The 14,706-nt window shown below is 60.1% G+C and carries 15 protein-coding genes; 7 read left to right on the top strand and 8 right to left on the bottom strand.

What is annotated here, in order from left to right; genetic code table 11:
* Window positions 1-15: 15 nt before the first annotated feature.
* From sdhD to K3727_05125, 7 genes are all read right to left on the bottom strand, one after another.
* Window positions 16-387 carry a succinate dehydrogenase, hydrophobic membrane anchor protein gene (sdhD, locus tag K3727_05155; protein UWQ92190.1) on the bottom strand — a complete coding sequence of 124 codons (372 nt, stop codon included), beginning with the start codon at window positions 385-387 and terminating at the stop codon, window positions 16-18.
* Window positions 388-399: 12 nt separating this feature from the next.
* Window positions 400-783, bottom strand: a complete 384-nt coding sequence (sdhC, locus tag K3727_05150; GenBank protein ID UWQ92189.1) for a succinate dehydrogenase, cytochrome b556 subunit — start codon at window positions 781-783, stop codon at window positions 400-402.
* A gap of 177 nt (window positions 784-960) precedes the next feature.
* Window positions 961-1,671 carry a DUF1194 domain-containing protein gene (locus tag K3727_05145; protein UWQ92188.1) on the bottom strand — a complete coding sequence of 237 codons (711 nt, stop codon included), beginning with the start codon at window positions 1,669-1,671 and terminating at the stop codon, window positions 961-963.
* A 281-nt stretch (window positions 1,672-1,952) separates the two neighbouring features.
* Window positions 1,953-2,999, bottom strand: coding sequence for a MaoC family dehydratase (locus K3727_05140; protein ID UWQ92187.1), 1,047 nt, complete (start codon window positions 2,997-2,999; stop codon window positions 1,953-1,955).
* The gene (locus tag K3727_05135) at window positions 3,000-3,206 is read right to left on the bottom strand and encodes a DUF1737 domain-containing protein (GenBank protein ID UWQ92186.1); all 207 of its coding nucleotides are present in this window, start codon (window positions 3,204-3,206) and stop codon (window positions 3,000-3,002) included.
* A gap of 13 nt (window positions 3,207-3,219) precedes the next feature.
* The gene (locus K3727_05130) at window positions 3,220-3,774 is read right to left on the bottom strand and encodes an NnrU family protein (GenBank protein UWQ92185.1); all 555 of its coding nucleotides are present in this window, start codon (window positions 3,772-3,774) and stop codon (window positions 3,220-3,222) included.
* Between the two features lie 4 nt (window positions 3,775-3,778).
* On the bottom strand, window positions 3,779-4,636 hold the full coding sequence (locus K3727_05125; protein UWQ92184.1) for a CoA ester lyase: 858 nt from the start codon (window positions 4,634-4,636) through the stop codon (window positions 3,779-3,781).
* A gap of 339 nt (window positions 4,637-4,975) precedes the next feature.
* On the opposite strand from K3727_05125, the gene K3727_05120 reads away from it, so the two are divergent.
* Entirely contained in the window at window positions 4,976-5,317 is a 342-nt protein-coding gene (locus tag K3727_05120) for a hypothetical protein (GenBank protein ID UWQ92183.1), read from the top strand.
* A gap of 70 nt (window positions 5,318-5,387) precedes the next feature.
* Here the strand turns inward: K3727_05120 and K3727_05115 are convergent, their stop codons facing one another.
* Complete coding sequence (locus K3727_05115; GenBank protein UWQ92182.1) at window positions 5,388-6,143, bottom strand: sulfite exporter TauE/SafE family protein; 756 nt, start codon at window positions 6,141-6,143, stop codon at window positions 5,388-5,390.
* A gap of 161 nt (window positions 6,144-6,304) precedes the next feature.
* Here K3727_05115 and mdh point away from each other — a divergent pair, with 161 nt between their 5' ends.
* The 6 genes from mdh to K3727_05085 all read left to right on the top strand — a co-directional run bounded on the left by mdh (window position 6,305) and on the right by K3727_05085 (window position 14,706).
* Entirely contained in the window at window positions 6,305-7,267 is a 963-nt protein-coding gene (gene mdh, locus K3727_05110; protein ID UWQ92181.1) for a malate dehydrogenase, read from the top strand.
* Between the two features lie 499 nt (window positions 7,268-7,766).
* Complete coding sequence (gene sucC / locus K3727_05105; protein UWQ92180.1) at window positions 7,767-8,960, top strand: ADP-forming succinate--CoA ligase subunit beta; 1,194 nt, start codon at window positions 7,767-7,769, stop codon at window positions 8,958-8,960.
* A 121-nt stretch (window positions 8,961-9,081) separates the two neighbouring features.
* Complete coding sequence (locus K3727_05100) at window positions 9,082-9,654, top strand: hypothetical protein (protein ID UWQ92179.1); 573 nt, start codon at window positions 9,082-9,084, stop codon at window positions 9,652-9,654.
* A 47-nt stretch (window positions 9,655-9,701) separates the two neighbouring features.
* Window positions 9,702-10,586 carry a succinate--CoA ligase subunit alpha gene (sucD, locus tag K3727_05095; protein ID UWQ92178.1) on the top strand — a complete coding sequence of 295 codons (885 nt, stop codon included), beginning with the start codon at window positions 9,702-9,704 and terminating at the stop codon, window positions 10,584-10,586.
* A 177-nt stretch (window positions 10,587-10,763) separates the two neighbouring features.
* Window positions 10,764-11,603, top strand: a complete 840-nt coding sequence (locus K3727_05090; GenBank protein UWQ92177.1) for an FkbM family methyltransferase — start codon at window positions 10,764-10,766, stop codon at window positions 11,601-11,603.
* Between the two features lie 148 nt (window positions 11,604-11,751).
* Entirely contained in the window at window positions 11,752-14,706 is a 2,955-nt protein-coding gene (locus K3727_05085) for a 2-oxoglutarate dehydrogenase E1 component (protein ID UWQ92176.1), read from the top strand.

Raw genomic sequence — 14,706 nt, 5'->3', positions numbered from 1 at the left:
GGGAAAGCTCCGATCTTAAAGGGCGATGCGCGCCAGCGCGAACAGGCCGGTGGCGGCAATGGCGTAGGCGATGCAGGTAGAAATGATGATCAACAGCTTCTTGGTGACCCCACGCGAATAATCCTCGATCACCACCTGAATACCGTGACGGAAATGGATCATCGCCACGGTGATGGTCATCCCCGCAATGATCGCCGGGAACGGACGGCTGTAATATTCCAGCACGTCCTCATAGCTGGACCCCAACGCGGATCCAAAGGTCAGGATGAACAGCGGGATCAGGATTGCCAGACCAAAGGCCGACATCGTCTGGCCCCAGAAATGCGCGGTGCCGGATCTGGCGGACCCACGGTGAACGGCGCGTTTGCGATCGGTAAGATATGCCATGTGTCTGCTCCCTTACACGATCAATACGGCCAGGATGGTCAACACAAAGGACCCGACAACGACCCCCTTGCCCATCTTCTCGGCGGTTTCCACATCCAGCCCACGGCCTGTGTCCCACACCAGATGGCGCAGCCCCGACAGGAAATGGAAACAGGCGGCCCAACAGGCCAGCGTCATCACGATGTCGCCGAACCACGAGGTCAGCAACCAGTTGACGAATTCATAATATTCGGCACCCGACGCGGCGGCAAGGAACCACCAGACAACAAGCACAGCCGCTCCCAGCAGCGCAACGCCTGTAATACGTGCAAAGATCGAAGTCGCCGAATTCAATTGCGGGCGATAGATCTGAAGATGCGGCGAAAGCGGGCGATTGCCCCGATTGACATCGGCCATGTTGGCTCCTTTTCCGGTTAGCTGACGACGTTTTACCGCTTTTTTGCGTCCTGTCACCTTACCGAACTGCAAAAAGGCGCGGTTATTTGGCGCGGTTACGTATAAAAACGACTAGCGTGATCACAAAAATAAAGCCTGTGATCACATTTCTGGAACCTGTGAGCGATCACAGAAGAATCATTGAATTTTCACCATACAGAGCGGATTCGCACAGTTTGGCACCGGCAAAGCGGCCGTTTGCCGGGCAACCTCGCGCAACAGCTTGCGCCGGATCTGTGCCGGATAATCGGCAAAATTCGCGGCGGTGATCACAAATGCGCCCTCCCCCCTGATGACGTTCTCAAAAAAGTATGCCGTGAGATCCGGTTCGCTGGCCTCGATGGCGATTGCATTGACCGTGATGTCCCAACGGCGCAGCTGCGTTAACACCTCCACCGGCTCCATCCCTTCGTTGGAGGGGCCATCACCCGACACATCAATGATCCGACGCCGACATCCCTGAACCTCGGCAAAGGCAGCGCCGGTGTGGCTCAACGCCTCTCCAACCGCAGTCGAAAAATTGCGCCAGGGACGCGGGGCCGTCTCGATGGCCACGGCCAAACGCTCCACATCGTCAAAGGTGGTCACGCTTGTCCAGGGAATTGATGTCTGCTGGCGCGACGACCCCGACCATTGCACCACCATGATCTGCGCGCGGCCCCGCACCAGGGCCTCGGACACGATCGGATCCCGCAACCCGGCCGCCAAGCCATCCATCTGGACCCGATATTCCTTCTGATCCACCGATCCCGACACATCCACCGCCAGGGCCAAAGCCAAATCACAGGCGACGGCCACCCCCGGCAGGAAAAACAAAACAACCGAAATCAAAATGCGCAATGCCGTCATGCCCACAGCCTAGCAACACCCGGCGCAAACGCATATCACATTTCCGCCACCACCTCTTCAGGCGCTTCGCGACGGGATCCCCCTTCATCTGGCCAAAAATATCCCGGGGGTCTGGGGGCAGCGCCCCCAGCTTGAACAGGCGCCCTTGGCCAAGCCCAAGGGCCGCAGGGCAGCGCCCCCAGCTTGAACCGGCACCCTTGGGCAGGCCCAAGGGCCGCAGGGCAGCGCCCCCAGCTTGAACCGGCACCCTTGGCCAAGCCCAAGGGCCAAGCCAAGACGCCTTAGACCGGCATCAACGCCCAGTAATCCAGGTCCAACAGCACATCCGGCAGATACTTGCCATCCTCGCCCTTCAACTGGAACGGTTCCCCGCCGCGGGTCGCCACCAGACGCAGACGAATGGCCCCCACGCCGGGGGCCGCTGTTTCCGCCTTGTCCAAGACTTCCGACCAGGCGCGGATGGTCATGCCCGACAGGCACGGATTGGCGTGCGCGCCGCCATTTAGGCCCACGATCATCTGCGCATTGGCCAGACCGTTGAACGACAGGGTCCGGGCCATGGAAATCACATGCCCACCATAGATCAACCGGGTGCCGTCAGGGCGCGCTGTGGTGTCGAAATGCACCTTGGCGGTGTTCTGCCACATGCGGGTCGCCATCATGTGTTCGGCCTCTTCGACCGTCACCCCATCCACATGGTCGATGGTTTCACCCACCTCGTAATCGCCCCAGCGATGCGGTTCACCCGCCAGGGTGAAATCATAATTGCTGAAATCCAGCCCCTCGGGCACCACCAATTGGTCCGCCGGGATCACCTTGTTCAGCGCGGGGATCACGGTTTCGGGCGCGGGCGCATCAAAATCACGTTTGCGCACCATGACCCAACGGACATATTCCATCACCGTTTCGTCGCGCTGGTTCAGCCCCCGGGTGCGGACATAAACCACCCCCGATTTGCCGTTCGAATTCTGTTTGACCCCGATCACCTCGGACACAGAGCGCAGCGTATCCCCCGCATAGACCGGCTTCAGCCAACGTCCCTCGCCGTAGCCCAGATTGGCCAGCGCATTCAGCGACACATCCGGCACGGTCTTGCCGAACACCACGTGAAACGCCGCCAGATCATCCAGCGGCGCGGTGGGCAGACCACACCCGCGCGCGAATTCATCCGAAGAATACAGCGCATGACGCGCCGGATACAACGCGTGGTACAGCGCCCGCTCTCCCGACCCGACAGTGCGCGGAACCGCGTGATGGATCACATCGCCAACGGCGTAATCTTCGAAAAACCGGCCTGGATTGGTTTTGGCCTGCCCTGTGTGAGCCATTTACTGCTCTCCTAGCTTCATGTCTGGGGTGTAATCGGCGGCGACCTCCTTGGTCACCGCCTGCCCGCACCGCATCACGCCGCGGGCCGCATCAAATCCGTACACAGGTTCGCCCTGCAACACCCATCCCTTGGACAGCGCCGCCGATACCTTGTGACAGAATGCCGATGTGTCGTCCTCGGAGAGGAACCGATACAATGTCGCCATCTCAGCCGGTCCTTCAGGTCGGGAACGGCACCGGACCAACCAGCCCGTGCACATATCCGATGATGACCAGCAACACGATCGACGCGACAAAGAACATGCCGTCCTTGGCAATCGAGCCATCAGTGCGCGGGGTCCACTCGGGCTCTGCCTTGTTGATCACGACCACTTCGACCATGCCCCACAACAACAGACCACCAAACAGCACCATCGACGCCAGATCCCCGTTCACCAGCAGATGCGCCACGGCCCAGGTCCGGAACCCCATCAACATCGGATGGCGCACGTTGGACAGGATCTTGCCCTTGGTGCCGGCCGGGCTCATCATCCAGATCGCGACCAGTACCAACACATTGTTGAGGTGAATGGTGAACGCGGGCGGTGCCCACACATGAATGAACGGTGTCAGCTTGTAGCCGATCACCATCAGCACGACACCGGCCACGATCGCCAATGCGACCGGCCCGCGCCCCTTGTCGCCCATGGCGGCACGGCGTTCCGGTTGAACACGTTTGAACAAATGGGCCGCCCACCAAAGGACGATCCCGAGAATCAGTATAAGAAAGCCCATCTGGCTACCCCGCTTGCAAAGCCTCTATTACTTCGGCTTTTGCCAGAAGTTCACGTGCGGTGGCAACGTGTAGGTTTTCGACGATGCGTCCATCGACCACGGCGACCGCCTGTCCGGTGGCCACGGCTTCGTCAAATGCGGCGATCTGGCGACGCGACAGATCCAGATCTTCGTCGGACGGAGCAAACGCCACATTGGCCACGTCAACCTGGGCGGGGTGGATCAATGTCTTGCCGTCAAACCCCATGTCGCGGCCCTGTGCGCATTCCACGGCCAGCCCTTCGGCGTCCTTGAACGCGTTGTAAACGCCATCGACAATAATCAGCCCCTCGGCCTTGGCCGCCAACAGACACATCCCCAATCCGGCCATCATCGGCATCCGGTCCGCACGGAACCGGGTTTGCAGCTCCTTGGCCAGATCGTTGGTGCCCATCACCATGCCCTGCAATTTCGGATGCGCCGCAATGGCCGCCGCATTCAACATGCCGCGCGGGGTTTCCATCATCGCCCAGATCGGCAGATCTCCGGTGATTTCGGCCAAGGCGTCCAGATCGTCGGGGCTGGACACTTTGGGCAGCAACACTGCGTCACAGTTCATCGCCGCTGCGGCGCGGGCGTCGTCAAACCCCCATTGGGTATCCAGACCATTGATGCGCACGATCCGCATACGCGGGCCAAAATCACCCTCGGCCAGGGCCTGGGTCAGGGTCGCACGGGCGTTGACCTTTTCATCCACCGACACCGCATCTTCGAGATCGAAAATGATCGCGTCAACAGGCAGGGTTTTGGCCTTGTCCAACGCCCGAGGTTTCGATCCGGGGATATACAGTACCGATCGATAAGGGCGCGTGCGCGGGTCCATGACAGTCTCCTGGGTAACAAAATTGCGCAAATACGTACATTTCCGATCGGAAACTTCAAGAGCATTTTTGCCGCATCGCAGCAATTCCTTGCAATTCGATCCAGAACAAAGCGGGCACGCGCGCCCCATTAACGCGGATTAAGGGGCTGTGGGGTCATGTTTTCCCTATCAAATCCGCCTGACTGGCCCCCTTCGGCAGGGTCGCAACGTCATACACATCGACAGAGGGCGGGTTTCGACCACCGATAGACAACAGCCTGCTGCCGGGCCTCCCCGCGTCTCACATGTTCCACAGACAGCCGAGGGGATTCGCAGGCCGCACTGGAAAGGGTGAAACCCATGATGAAGACACTGATCAACATGACCATCGGGCTGGGCATTCTGGTTCTGGCCGCTCAACAGGTGACCGCACAGACCGCGGTACAGACACAGGTTCAGGGCAACCGCAACTGCGCGCCCCGGACCGTCGTGGTGGACCGGCTGGCCCAAGGGTACGGCGAAACCCGCCAAAGCATCGGCCTGGGGGCCCAGGGCGCCGTGGTCGAGGTGTTCGCCTCGGATGAAACCGGCTCCTGGACCATTACCGTGACACTGCCCAACGGGCTGACCTGTCTGGTTGCGTCCGGCCAATCCTATGAAACCCTGGCCGAAGCGCTGCCCCCCGCCGGCAACGACGCCTGAGCCTGTGTCCGACACCAAAACCAACAAAGGCCCCCCACGCATCTGAACCGCGTGTGGGGCCAGTTCTCATTCACATCAATCCATCCCAGATCAGCTTGGCCCCGGTCACGGTCAACAGCACATAGGTCAGCGCAAAAAACACCCGATCCGACACCAGCCGGTGCATATGCACCCCGATCCAGGTTCCGATCAGCGCAAAAGGGGCCAACATCAGATCCACCCACATCGTATTCAATGTGAACATCCCCAGAAACGCATAGGGGATGAATTTGGCAATATTGATCGCCCAGAACACCAACACCGTCGTCGCCTGATATTCGGTTTTGTCCAGGTTGCGGGACAACAGGTAAACGGCTGCGGGCGGCCCCCCGGCGTGGCTCACAAAACTGGCAAACCCGGCCACGACCCCGGCAATCGCCCCACCACCCGTCCCCATGGGACCGCGTACCAGGGTGCGGGCAAATCGGGTCTTGGTCAGCTGCCACAGGACAAATCCGACCGAAATCCCCCCGATCAGCACCCGCATCGTGTCATCATCCACCGCCTGATACAGCCCCGCGCCCAGCGCGACTCCCGGAATGCCACCCAGGATCAGAACCCGTGCAGCCGCCCCATTCCAGCGCCCCCAATACGGCCCAAGCGACGCCAGGTCGATCAGCATCAACAGCGGCAACATCAGCGCAAGCGCCTGCCCCGGCTCCAAAATCAACGCGAGAATCGACGCCGACGCAAATGCCGCCCCAGAGCCGAAACCGGCCTTGGAAACCCCAGCAAAAACGACAGATGGGATCGCAAAAGCGAAAAAGGTCAGATCGGTGTCGAGCATCGCAATCGTATCCAAGCCCCTTGTTTGCAACACCTTTAGCGGAAACATCGCCCGATGGGAATCACCACCGCGCGCCATCGCCGCAGCGCAGAACTCTTGCACCATCCGCGCCAAGGGCTTAGGCAAACTTGCAAATTCAACCCGACCCGGAGAGATTTCCCATGGCCAGACCCAAAATTGCCCTCATCGGTGCAGGTCAGATCGGCGGCACGCTTGCCCATCTGGCAGCCATCAAAGAACTTGGCGACGTTGTGATGTTCGACATTGCGCCCGGCACCCCCGAAGGCAAGGCGCTCGACATTGCTCAATCCGGCCCCTCCGAAGGCTTTGACGCCGCCATGTCGGGCACCCAGGACTATGCCGATATCGCAGGCGCCGACGTCTGCATCGTCACCGCCGGTGTGCCCCGCAAACCGGGCATGAGCCGCGATGACCTGCTGGGCATCAACCTCAAGGTGATGAAATCGGTCGGCGAAGGCATCGCCGCGAACGCACCCGACGCGTTCGTGATCTGCATCACCAACCCGCTGGATGCCATGGTTTGGGCGCTGCGCGAATTTTCGGGCCTGCCCCACAACAAGGTCTGCGGCATGGCCGGCGTTCTGGACAGCGCCCGTTTCCGTCACTTCCTGGCTGACGAATTCAACGTCTCGATGAAGGACGTCACCGCGTTTGTTCTGGGCGGCCACGGCGACACCATGGTGCCGCTGACCCGCTATTCCACCGTTGCCGGCATCCCGTTGCCCGATCTGGTCGACATGGGCTGGACCACACAGGACAAAATGGACGCCATCGTTCAGCGCACCCGTGACGGTGGCGCCGAAATCGTTGGCCTGCTGAAAACCGGTTCGGCCTTCTACGCCCCCGCGACCAGCGCCATCGAAATGGCCGAAGCCTATCTGAAAGACCAGAAACGCGTCCTGCCCTGCGCCGCCTATGTGGACGGTGCCCTGGGTCTGAACGGCATGTATGTGGGTGTTCCCACCGTGATCGGTGCCGGTGGCGTCGAACGCGTCATCGACATCAAGATGACCGCAGACGAACAGACCATGTTCGACAATTCGGTCAACGCCGTCAAAGGTCTGGTCGAAGCCTGCAAAGGGATCGACAGCTCGCTGGCCTGATCGGCGATCGCACCCGGATCAAACCGTCGCAGACATGTCTGCGGCGGTTTTTTTGTGCCTACCAAGTGCCTACCAAGTGTCTGAGCCGGTATCTGAGCAGTGTCTGGGCAATGTCCGAGCCTTTTCTTGGCGGGACTGGGCCCTGCCCAAACCCGGACGGGGCTCCGCCGTTTCGGGGACCTCTGTTCGGGGACCTCTGGCCGACTCGACCCTGCCACTGGGGGACCCGGACACGACGTAATCGACCCGAATCTGTCGCTGACAGCGACCGGGGTGACGTTTCCCGACCAGGCACATCAGACAGGCACCCCGCGCAATCAAATATGCGAATCACGTACAACTTGAAATCTGTCCTTTTGTGATCACAGCATTCTAACGTGTGATCACAAAAACATAAAAACTTCACGATTTCCCCCAACTGCGTCAAAAAAACCTTTAACCATTGGGGTTATCCACCCCTATACCTGTTTGAAATCGCAGCCACACGGGACAGTTTTAGATGAACATCCACGAATACCAGGCCAAAGCCCTCCTCCGCAGCTATGGTGCTCCGGTTTCTGACGGGCGCGTCGTTCTGCGCGCAGAAGACGCCAAAACCGCAGCGGGCGAACTGGACGGACCGCTTTGGGTCGTCAAAGCACAGATTCATGCCGGTGGGCGTGGCAAGGGCTCCTTCAAGGAAGCCGACGCTGGCGAAAAAGGTGGCGTACGCCTGACCAAATCGGTCGAAGAGGCCGCCGAAGAAGCCAAGAAGATGCTGGGCCGCACATTGGTCACACATCAGACCGGCCCGGTGGGCAAGCAAGTCAACCGCATCTACATCGAAGACGGTTCGGGCATCGAAACCGAAATGTACCTGGCCCTGCTGGTGGATCGCCAGACCAGCCGCGTTTCGTTTGTCTGCTCGACCGAAGGCGGCATGGACATCGAAGAAGTGGCCGCAGCCACACCCGAAAAAATCCTGTCGTTCAGCGTTGATCCCGCCTCCGGCTATCAGGCGTTCCACGGCCGCCGCATCGCCTTTGCTCTCGGGTTGGAAGGCAAGCTGGTCAAGCAATGCGTTGCATTGATGGGTATGCTGTACAAAGCATTCCTGGAAAAAGACATGGAGATGCTGGAGATCAACCCGCTGATCGTCACCGACAGCGGCGATCTCAAGGTGCTGGATGCCAAAGTCAGCTTTGACGGCAACGCCATGTATCGCCACGCCGATGTGGCCGAACTGCGCGACGTGACCGAAGAAGACCCCAACGAGCTGGAAGCCAGCAAATACGACCTGAACTATATCACCCTGGACGGTGAAATCGGGTGCATGGTCAATGGGGCCGGGTTGGCGATGGCCACCATGGACATCATCAAACTCTATGGCGCGGAACCGGCCAACTTCCTCGACGTGGGCGGCGGTGCGACCAAGGAAAAAGTCACCGAGGCGTTCAAGATCATCACCTCTGACGAAAAGGTCAAAGGCATTCTGGTCAACATCTTTGGTGGCATCATGCGCTGCGACGTCATCGCCGAAGGCGTGGTCGCCGCGGTCAAGGAAGTCGGATTGAAAGTGCCGCTGGTTGTGCGTCTCGAAGGCACCAACGTCGAACAGGGCAAGGAGATCATCAACACCTCCGGTCTCGACGTGATCGCCGCCGACAACCTCAAGGACGGTGCCGAAAAAATCGTGAAGGCCGTGAAAGGGTAAACACAGGCGTTTCGGTTTCCACGCCCCCTTTGTGGAAACCAATGCTGCGTCGACAATGATGGGCCCGACCGGTTTCAGGCCGGGCCAGATCAAAGTCGAAAGAGGAAAAGGCAGATCTTGGGTGACTCATCTCTCCGGACATAACGCCAAAGGTGCCCGCGCGGCGCTTGTTGGCCTGACTTCGGCGGCAGTGCTCGCCGGGTGTTCGGTCGATGGAATCAGCCCGGATCAGGCCGAGGTCAACAATATGTGGGAAGTCTACAAGGTCCCCAAAAGCGCCCCCGCCGCTTTTGTCGGCACCTTTGACCGGTTCTGCACCAATGGCGTGTCCAGCCGGTCCGATCTGGACCGGTCCCTGCGCGCGGCACATTATGTGCCGCTCCAGGCCAAACCGCGCCAAGGCGTGCGGGTCTATGTCGTGGACGACCGGCGCCCTGCGGTTGCGGTCTCGGACACCATGTGTCTGGTTCAGGCCAAATCCCGCACCGGTCAAACCGACCTGGTTCGCCGCTATGTGGCGGATGTCTTCCCCGATGCCCGTCCAACCGATGCGTCCCAGCTGGGCCGCGACGTTGAACAGGCCTGGGTTCTGCCGGACAACCGGATCGTTGCCACCCAGCGCACGGATACAACCGGTGTCTGGTCCCGCTATGCCCTGATCCTCTTTCACCCCGATACACCGCTCATCCATTAGACATGAACAGCCGCACATCTGCGGCAAGACAAGGAGACTCCTCGAAAATGGCAGTCCTTATCGACGAAAACACCAAAGTCATCTGTCAGGGCCTGACCGGCTCGCAGGGTACATTCCACACCGAACAGGCCATCGCCTATGGCACCCAGATGGTTGGCGGCGTGACCCCCGGCAAAGGTGGCATGACCCACCTGAACCTGCCTGTGTTCAACTCGGTCCACGAAGCCAAACACGTGACCGAAGCCAACGCATCGGTGATCTATGTGCCGCCGCCCTTTGCCGCCGATTCGATCCTCGAAGCGATCGACGCCGAAATGGAAGTAATCGTCTGCATCACCGAAGGCATCCCGGTTCTGGACATGATGAAGGTACAGCGCGCCCTCGAAGGCTCCAAATCGCGCCTGATCGGCCCCAACTGTCCCGGCGTGATCACCCCGGACGCCTGCAAGATCGGCATCATGCCCGGCCACATCCACAAACGTGGCTCGGTCGGTGTTGTGTCCCGCTCCGGCACCCTGACTTATGAGGCCGTGAAACAGACCACCGACGTGGGTCTGGGCCAATCCACCTGCGTCGGCATCGGCGGCGACCCGATCAAGGGCACCGAACATATCGACGTGCTGGAATGGTTCCTGGCCGATGATGAAACCGAAAGCATCATCATGATCGGTGAAATCGGCGGCAGCGCCGAAGAAGAAGCCGCCCAGTTTCTGGCGGATGAGGCCAAAAAAGGCCGCTCCAAACCCACCGCCGGGTTCATCGCAGGCCGCACAGCCCCTCCCGGCCGTCGCATGGGCCATGCCGGTGCCATCGTCGCTGGCGGCAAGGGCGGTGCCGAAGACAAGATCGAAGCCATGCGCGCGGCCGGCATCGTTGTCGCCGAAAGCCCCGCCACCCTGGGCGAAGCCGTTCTGGAAGCCATCAAGGGCTGAGTGCCCGATACACGCATTGCATCGGGCCACCCGCTGGCCCGATGCGCCCCGCCCACCAATCTGAACGCGTGATCCATCGCGCCGACCCAATGACAGCAGGAGGAGTGATCATGGCTATTGCATGCTGCGAACATGCGTTGATCGCTTTGATGTTGCGACCTGCGGGGCCGTTGTGAAATGACCGCCGCACCGTCTCCCCATGCTCCGCTGGCCAGCGTTCCCTTCAAGCTGCGACTCAAGCATCAATTGGCGGTGTCACCCTTGGCCGGGCCCATCGAAATCCTGCGTCGAACATGGTCCGAACTGACCGGCATCCGGCATCCCGAACTGGGCCTTCTGCGCCAGGAAGACCGGTTCATCGACCTGATGTTGTCGCGTATGATCAAACCCGACTGGACCTGCCTGGATGTGGGCGGCCACCTGGGATCTGTCTCTTACAAACTGCGCCGACATGCGCCCGATGGCCGCCTGATCATAATCGAGGCCAGCCCGGGCAAGGCCGCGATGCTGCGCAACAGCTTTCCCGACTGCGACGTCCACGCGGTTGCCGTCTCCGACACCGATGGTCAGGTCAGCTTTTTCGAAAACCTGAGCCAACCGGGCTTCAGTTCGCTGGCGGATCGCAGCGGGCGCGGCGACACCCAGGAAATCACCGTTCCCGCCCGCCGTCTGGACGATCTCATCGGGGATGACATCACCCCCGACTTTATCAAGATAGATGTCGAAGGGTTTGAATACCCCGCGCTGCGCGGCGCTGCTGCCCTGCTGCGCCGATGCCGTCCGGTCGTTCTGTTCGAAGCTGGCGCAGTTCAGGACGAAACCCTGGACACCAGCCTGACAGACAATCTGTTCCGGATGTTTACCGATGACCTGAACTATGACGTGTTCGCGGCCTTTGATCTCTATTTTGACCGCCCCGCCCTGACCGCGGCGCAATTTGGATCATACCGCCAATACCCATTTCTTGCGTTCAACTATTTTGCGGTACCGCGCGACACCACAGGTGACGGCACATGACACATCCGCCCCCCGGTTTACCCGCCCCACAACTGGCACCAGCCCCATCCCTGATGCCCCCGCCCCATACACCGAAACCAAGACACACCGCCGGAAATTGAATTTTGAAGAAGTCCCCAAGCCTTCTTCATATTACCAGGAGCCGACAATGACAGATCAAAGCCCCAACGAGCTCTTCCATGCGTCCTCGTTCATGCAGGGTCACAACGCCGAATATCTGGAACAGATGTACGCCAGATACGCCAATGATCCGGGTGCCGTCGACGCGGCCTGGGCCGAGTTCTTCCGCCAGATGGGCGACGCCGAACTGGATGTAAAAGCCGAAGCCACCGGCCCGTCCTGGGCGCGCACCGATTGGCCGCCCGTGCCCAGCGACGACCTGACCCATGCCCTGACAGGCGAATGGGCCCAGGCCGACAGCAAGGCCGCCGCCAAAAAGATCAAGGACAAGGCCGCCGCCACCGGCGTCGCGGTCAGCGATGATCAGATCAAACGCGCCGTGCTGGATTCGATCCGCGCCCTGATGCTGATCCGGGCCTATCGGATCCGGGGTCACCTGGTTGCAGATCTGGACCCGCTGGGGATGCGCTCGACCGTGCCGCATCCCGAACTGGACCCAAAATCCTACGGCTTTACCGATGCCGACATGGATCGCCCGATCTTCATCGACAATGTGCTGGGCCTCCAGGTTGCCAGCATGCGCCAGATCGTCGAGATCGTGAACCGCACCTATTGCGGTACATTCGCGCTGCAATACATGCATATTTCCAACCCCGAAGAGGCCAGCTGGCTCAAGGAGCGGATCGAAGGCCTGGGCAAGGAAATCCAGTTCACCCGCGAAGGCCGCAAGGCCATCCTGAACAAGATGGTCGAAGCCGAAGGGTTCGAGAAATTCCTGCACGTCAAATACATGGGCACCAAACGCTTTGGTCTGGATGGCGGTGAATCGCTGATCCCCGCGATGGAACAGATCATCAAACGCGGCGGCAGCCTGGGTGTCGAAGAAATCGTCATCGGGATGCCCCACCGGGGCCGCCTGTCGGTTCTGGCCAATGTGATGCAGAAACCCTATCGCGCGATCTTCAACGAATTCCAGGGCGGCAGCTTCAAACCCGAGGATGTCGACGGATCGGGTGATGTGAAATATCACCTCGGCGCTTCGTCAGACCGCGAATTCGACAACAACAATGTCCACCTGTCGCTGACCGCCAACCCCTCCCACCTCGAAGCGGTGAACCCCGTTGTGCTGGGCAAGGTGCGCGCCAAACAGGATCAGAAAAACGACGCGGACCGGATCAAGGTTCTGCCGATCCTGCTGCACGGTGACGCCGCCTTTGCCGGTCAGGGTGTCGTGGCCGAATGTTTCGCTCTCTCGGGCCTCAAGGGGCACAAGACAGGCGGCACCATGCATATCGTGGTCAACAACCAGATCGGTTTCACCACCGCACCGCATTTTTCGCGCTCCTCGCCCTATCCCACCGACAATGCGCTGGTGGTCGAAGCACCGATCTTTCATGTCAACGGCGACGATCCCGAAGCGGTCGTGCACGCGGCCAAGGTTGCCACCGAATTCCGCCAGAAATTCCACAAGGACGTCGTGCTCGACATCTTCTGTTACCGCCGGTTTGGTCACAACGAGGGCGACGAGCCCATGTTCACCAACCCGATCATGTACAAGAAGATCAAAGGCCACAAAACCACGCTGGCGCTCTATACCGAACGCCTGGTCAAGGACGGCCTGATCCCCGAAGGCGAAATCGAAGACATGAAGGCCGCCTTTCAGGCGCATCTGAACGAAGAGTTCGAAACCGGCAAAGACTACAAGCCCAACAAGGCCGACTGGCTGGACGGGCGCTGGTCGCATCTGGACAAAAAGGACCAGGATTATCAGAGGGGCAAAACCTCGATCGACCCGGAAACCTTTGTCGACATCGGTCGCGCGCTCTCGACCGCACCTGATGGCTTCCCGCTGCATAAAACCGTCGGTCGCCTGCTCGAAACCAAGAAAAAGATGTTCGAAACCGGCTCTGGCATCGACTGGGCCACGGGCGAGGCTCTGGCCTTTGGCTCGCTCATGACCGAAGGCTATCCGGTCCGCCTGTCCGGGCAGGACGCCACCCGCGGCACCTTCTCTCAACGTCACTCCGGTCTGATCAATCAGGACACCGAAGAGCGCTACTATCCGCTCAACCACATCCGCGCCGGTCAGTCCCAATACGAAGTCATCGACTCGATGCTCAGCGAATATGCGGTGCTCGGCTTTGAATACGGCTTTTCGCTGGCCGAACCCAATGCGCTGACCCTGTGGGAGGCCCAGTTCGGTGATTTTGCCAATGGCGCCCAGATCATGTTCGATCAGTTCATCAGCTCGGGCGAAAGCAAATGGCTGCGCATGTCCGGCCTGGTGACCCTGCTGCCGCACGGTTTTGAGGGCCAGGGCCCTGAACACAGCTCGGCCCGCCTGGAACGGTTCCTGCAGATGTGCGGCCAGGACAACTGGATCGTCGCCAATTGTACGACGCCTGCGAACTACTTCCACATCCTGCGTCGCCAGCTGCACCGCACCTTCCGCAAGCCGCTGATCCTGGTCACACCGAAATCGCTGCTGCGCCACAAACTCTGTGTCTCCAACACCGAAGATTTCACCACCGGATCCAGCTTTCACCGGGTGCTGTGGGATGACGCCCAAAAGGGCAACTCCGACACCCAGCTGGTCGCCGATGACAAGATCAAGCGCGTGGTGATCTGCTCGGGCAAGGTCTACTTCGACCTGCTCGAAGAACGCGACGCCCGCGGCATCGACGATGTCTACCTGATGCGGCTTGAACAATATTACCCCTTCCCGGCCCTCTCGATGGTCAACGAATTGGAACGCTTCAAGACCGCCGAAGTCATCTGGTGTCAGGAAGAGCCCAAGAACCAGGGCGCCTGGACCTTTATCGAACCCAACATCGAATGGGTGCTGACCCGCATCGGTGCCGATTACAAACGACCGCGCTATGTCGGTCGCGCCACGTCTGCCTCGCCCGCAACGGGTCTGGCCAGCCAACACAAAGCCCAACAAGAAGCGCTCGTGAACGAAGCGCTGAGCATCGAAGGATAA

The sequence above is a fragment of the Rhodobacteraceae bacterium M382 genome (assembly GCA_025141015.1).
Lineage (GTDB): Bacteria > Pseudomonadota > Alphaproteobacteria > Rhodobacterales > Rhodobacteraceae > Aliisedimentitalea > Aliisedimentitalea scapharcae.
This window is presented reverse-complemented; position numbering and strand designations above follow the sequence as displayed.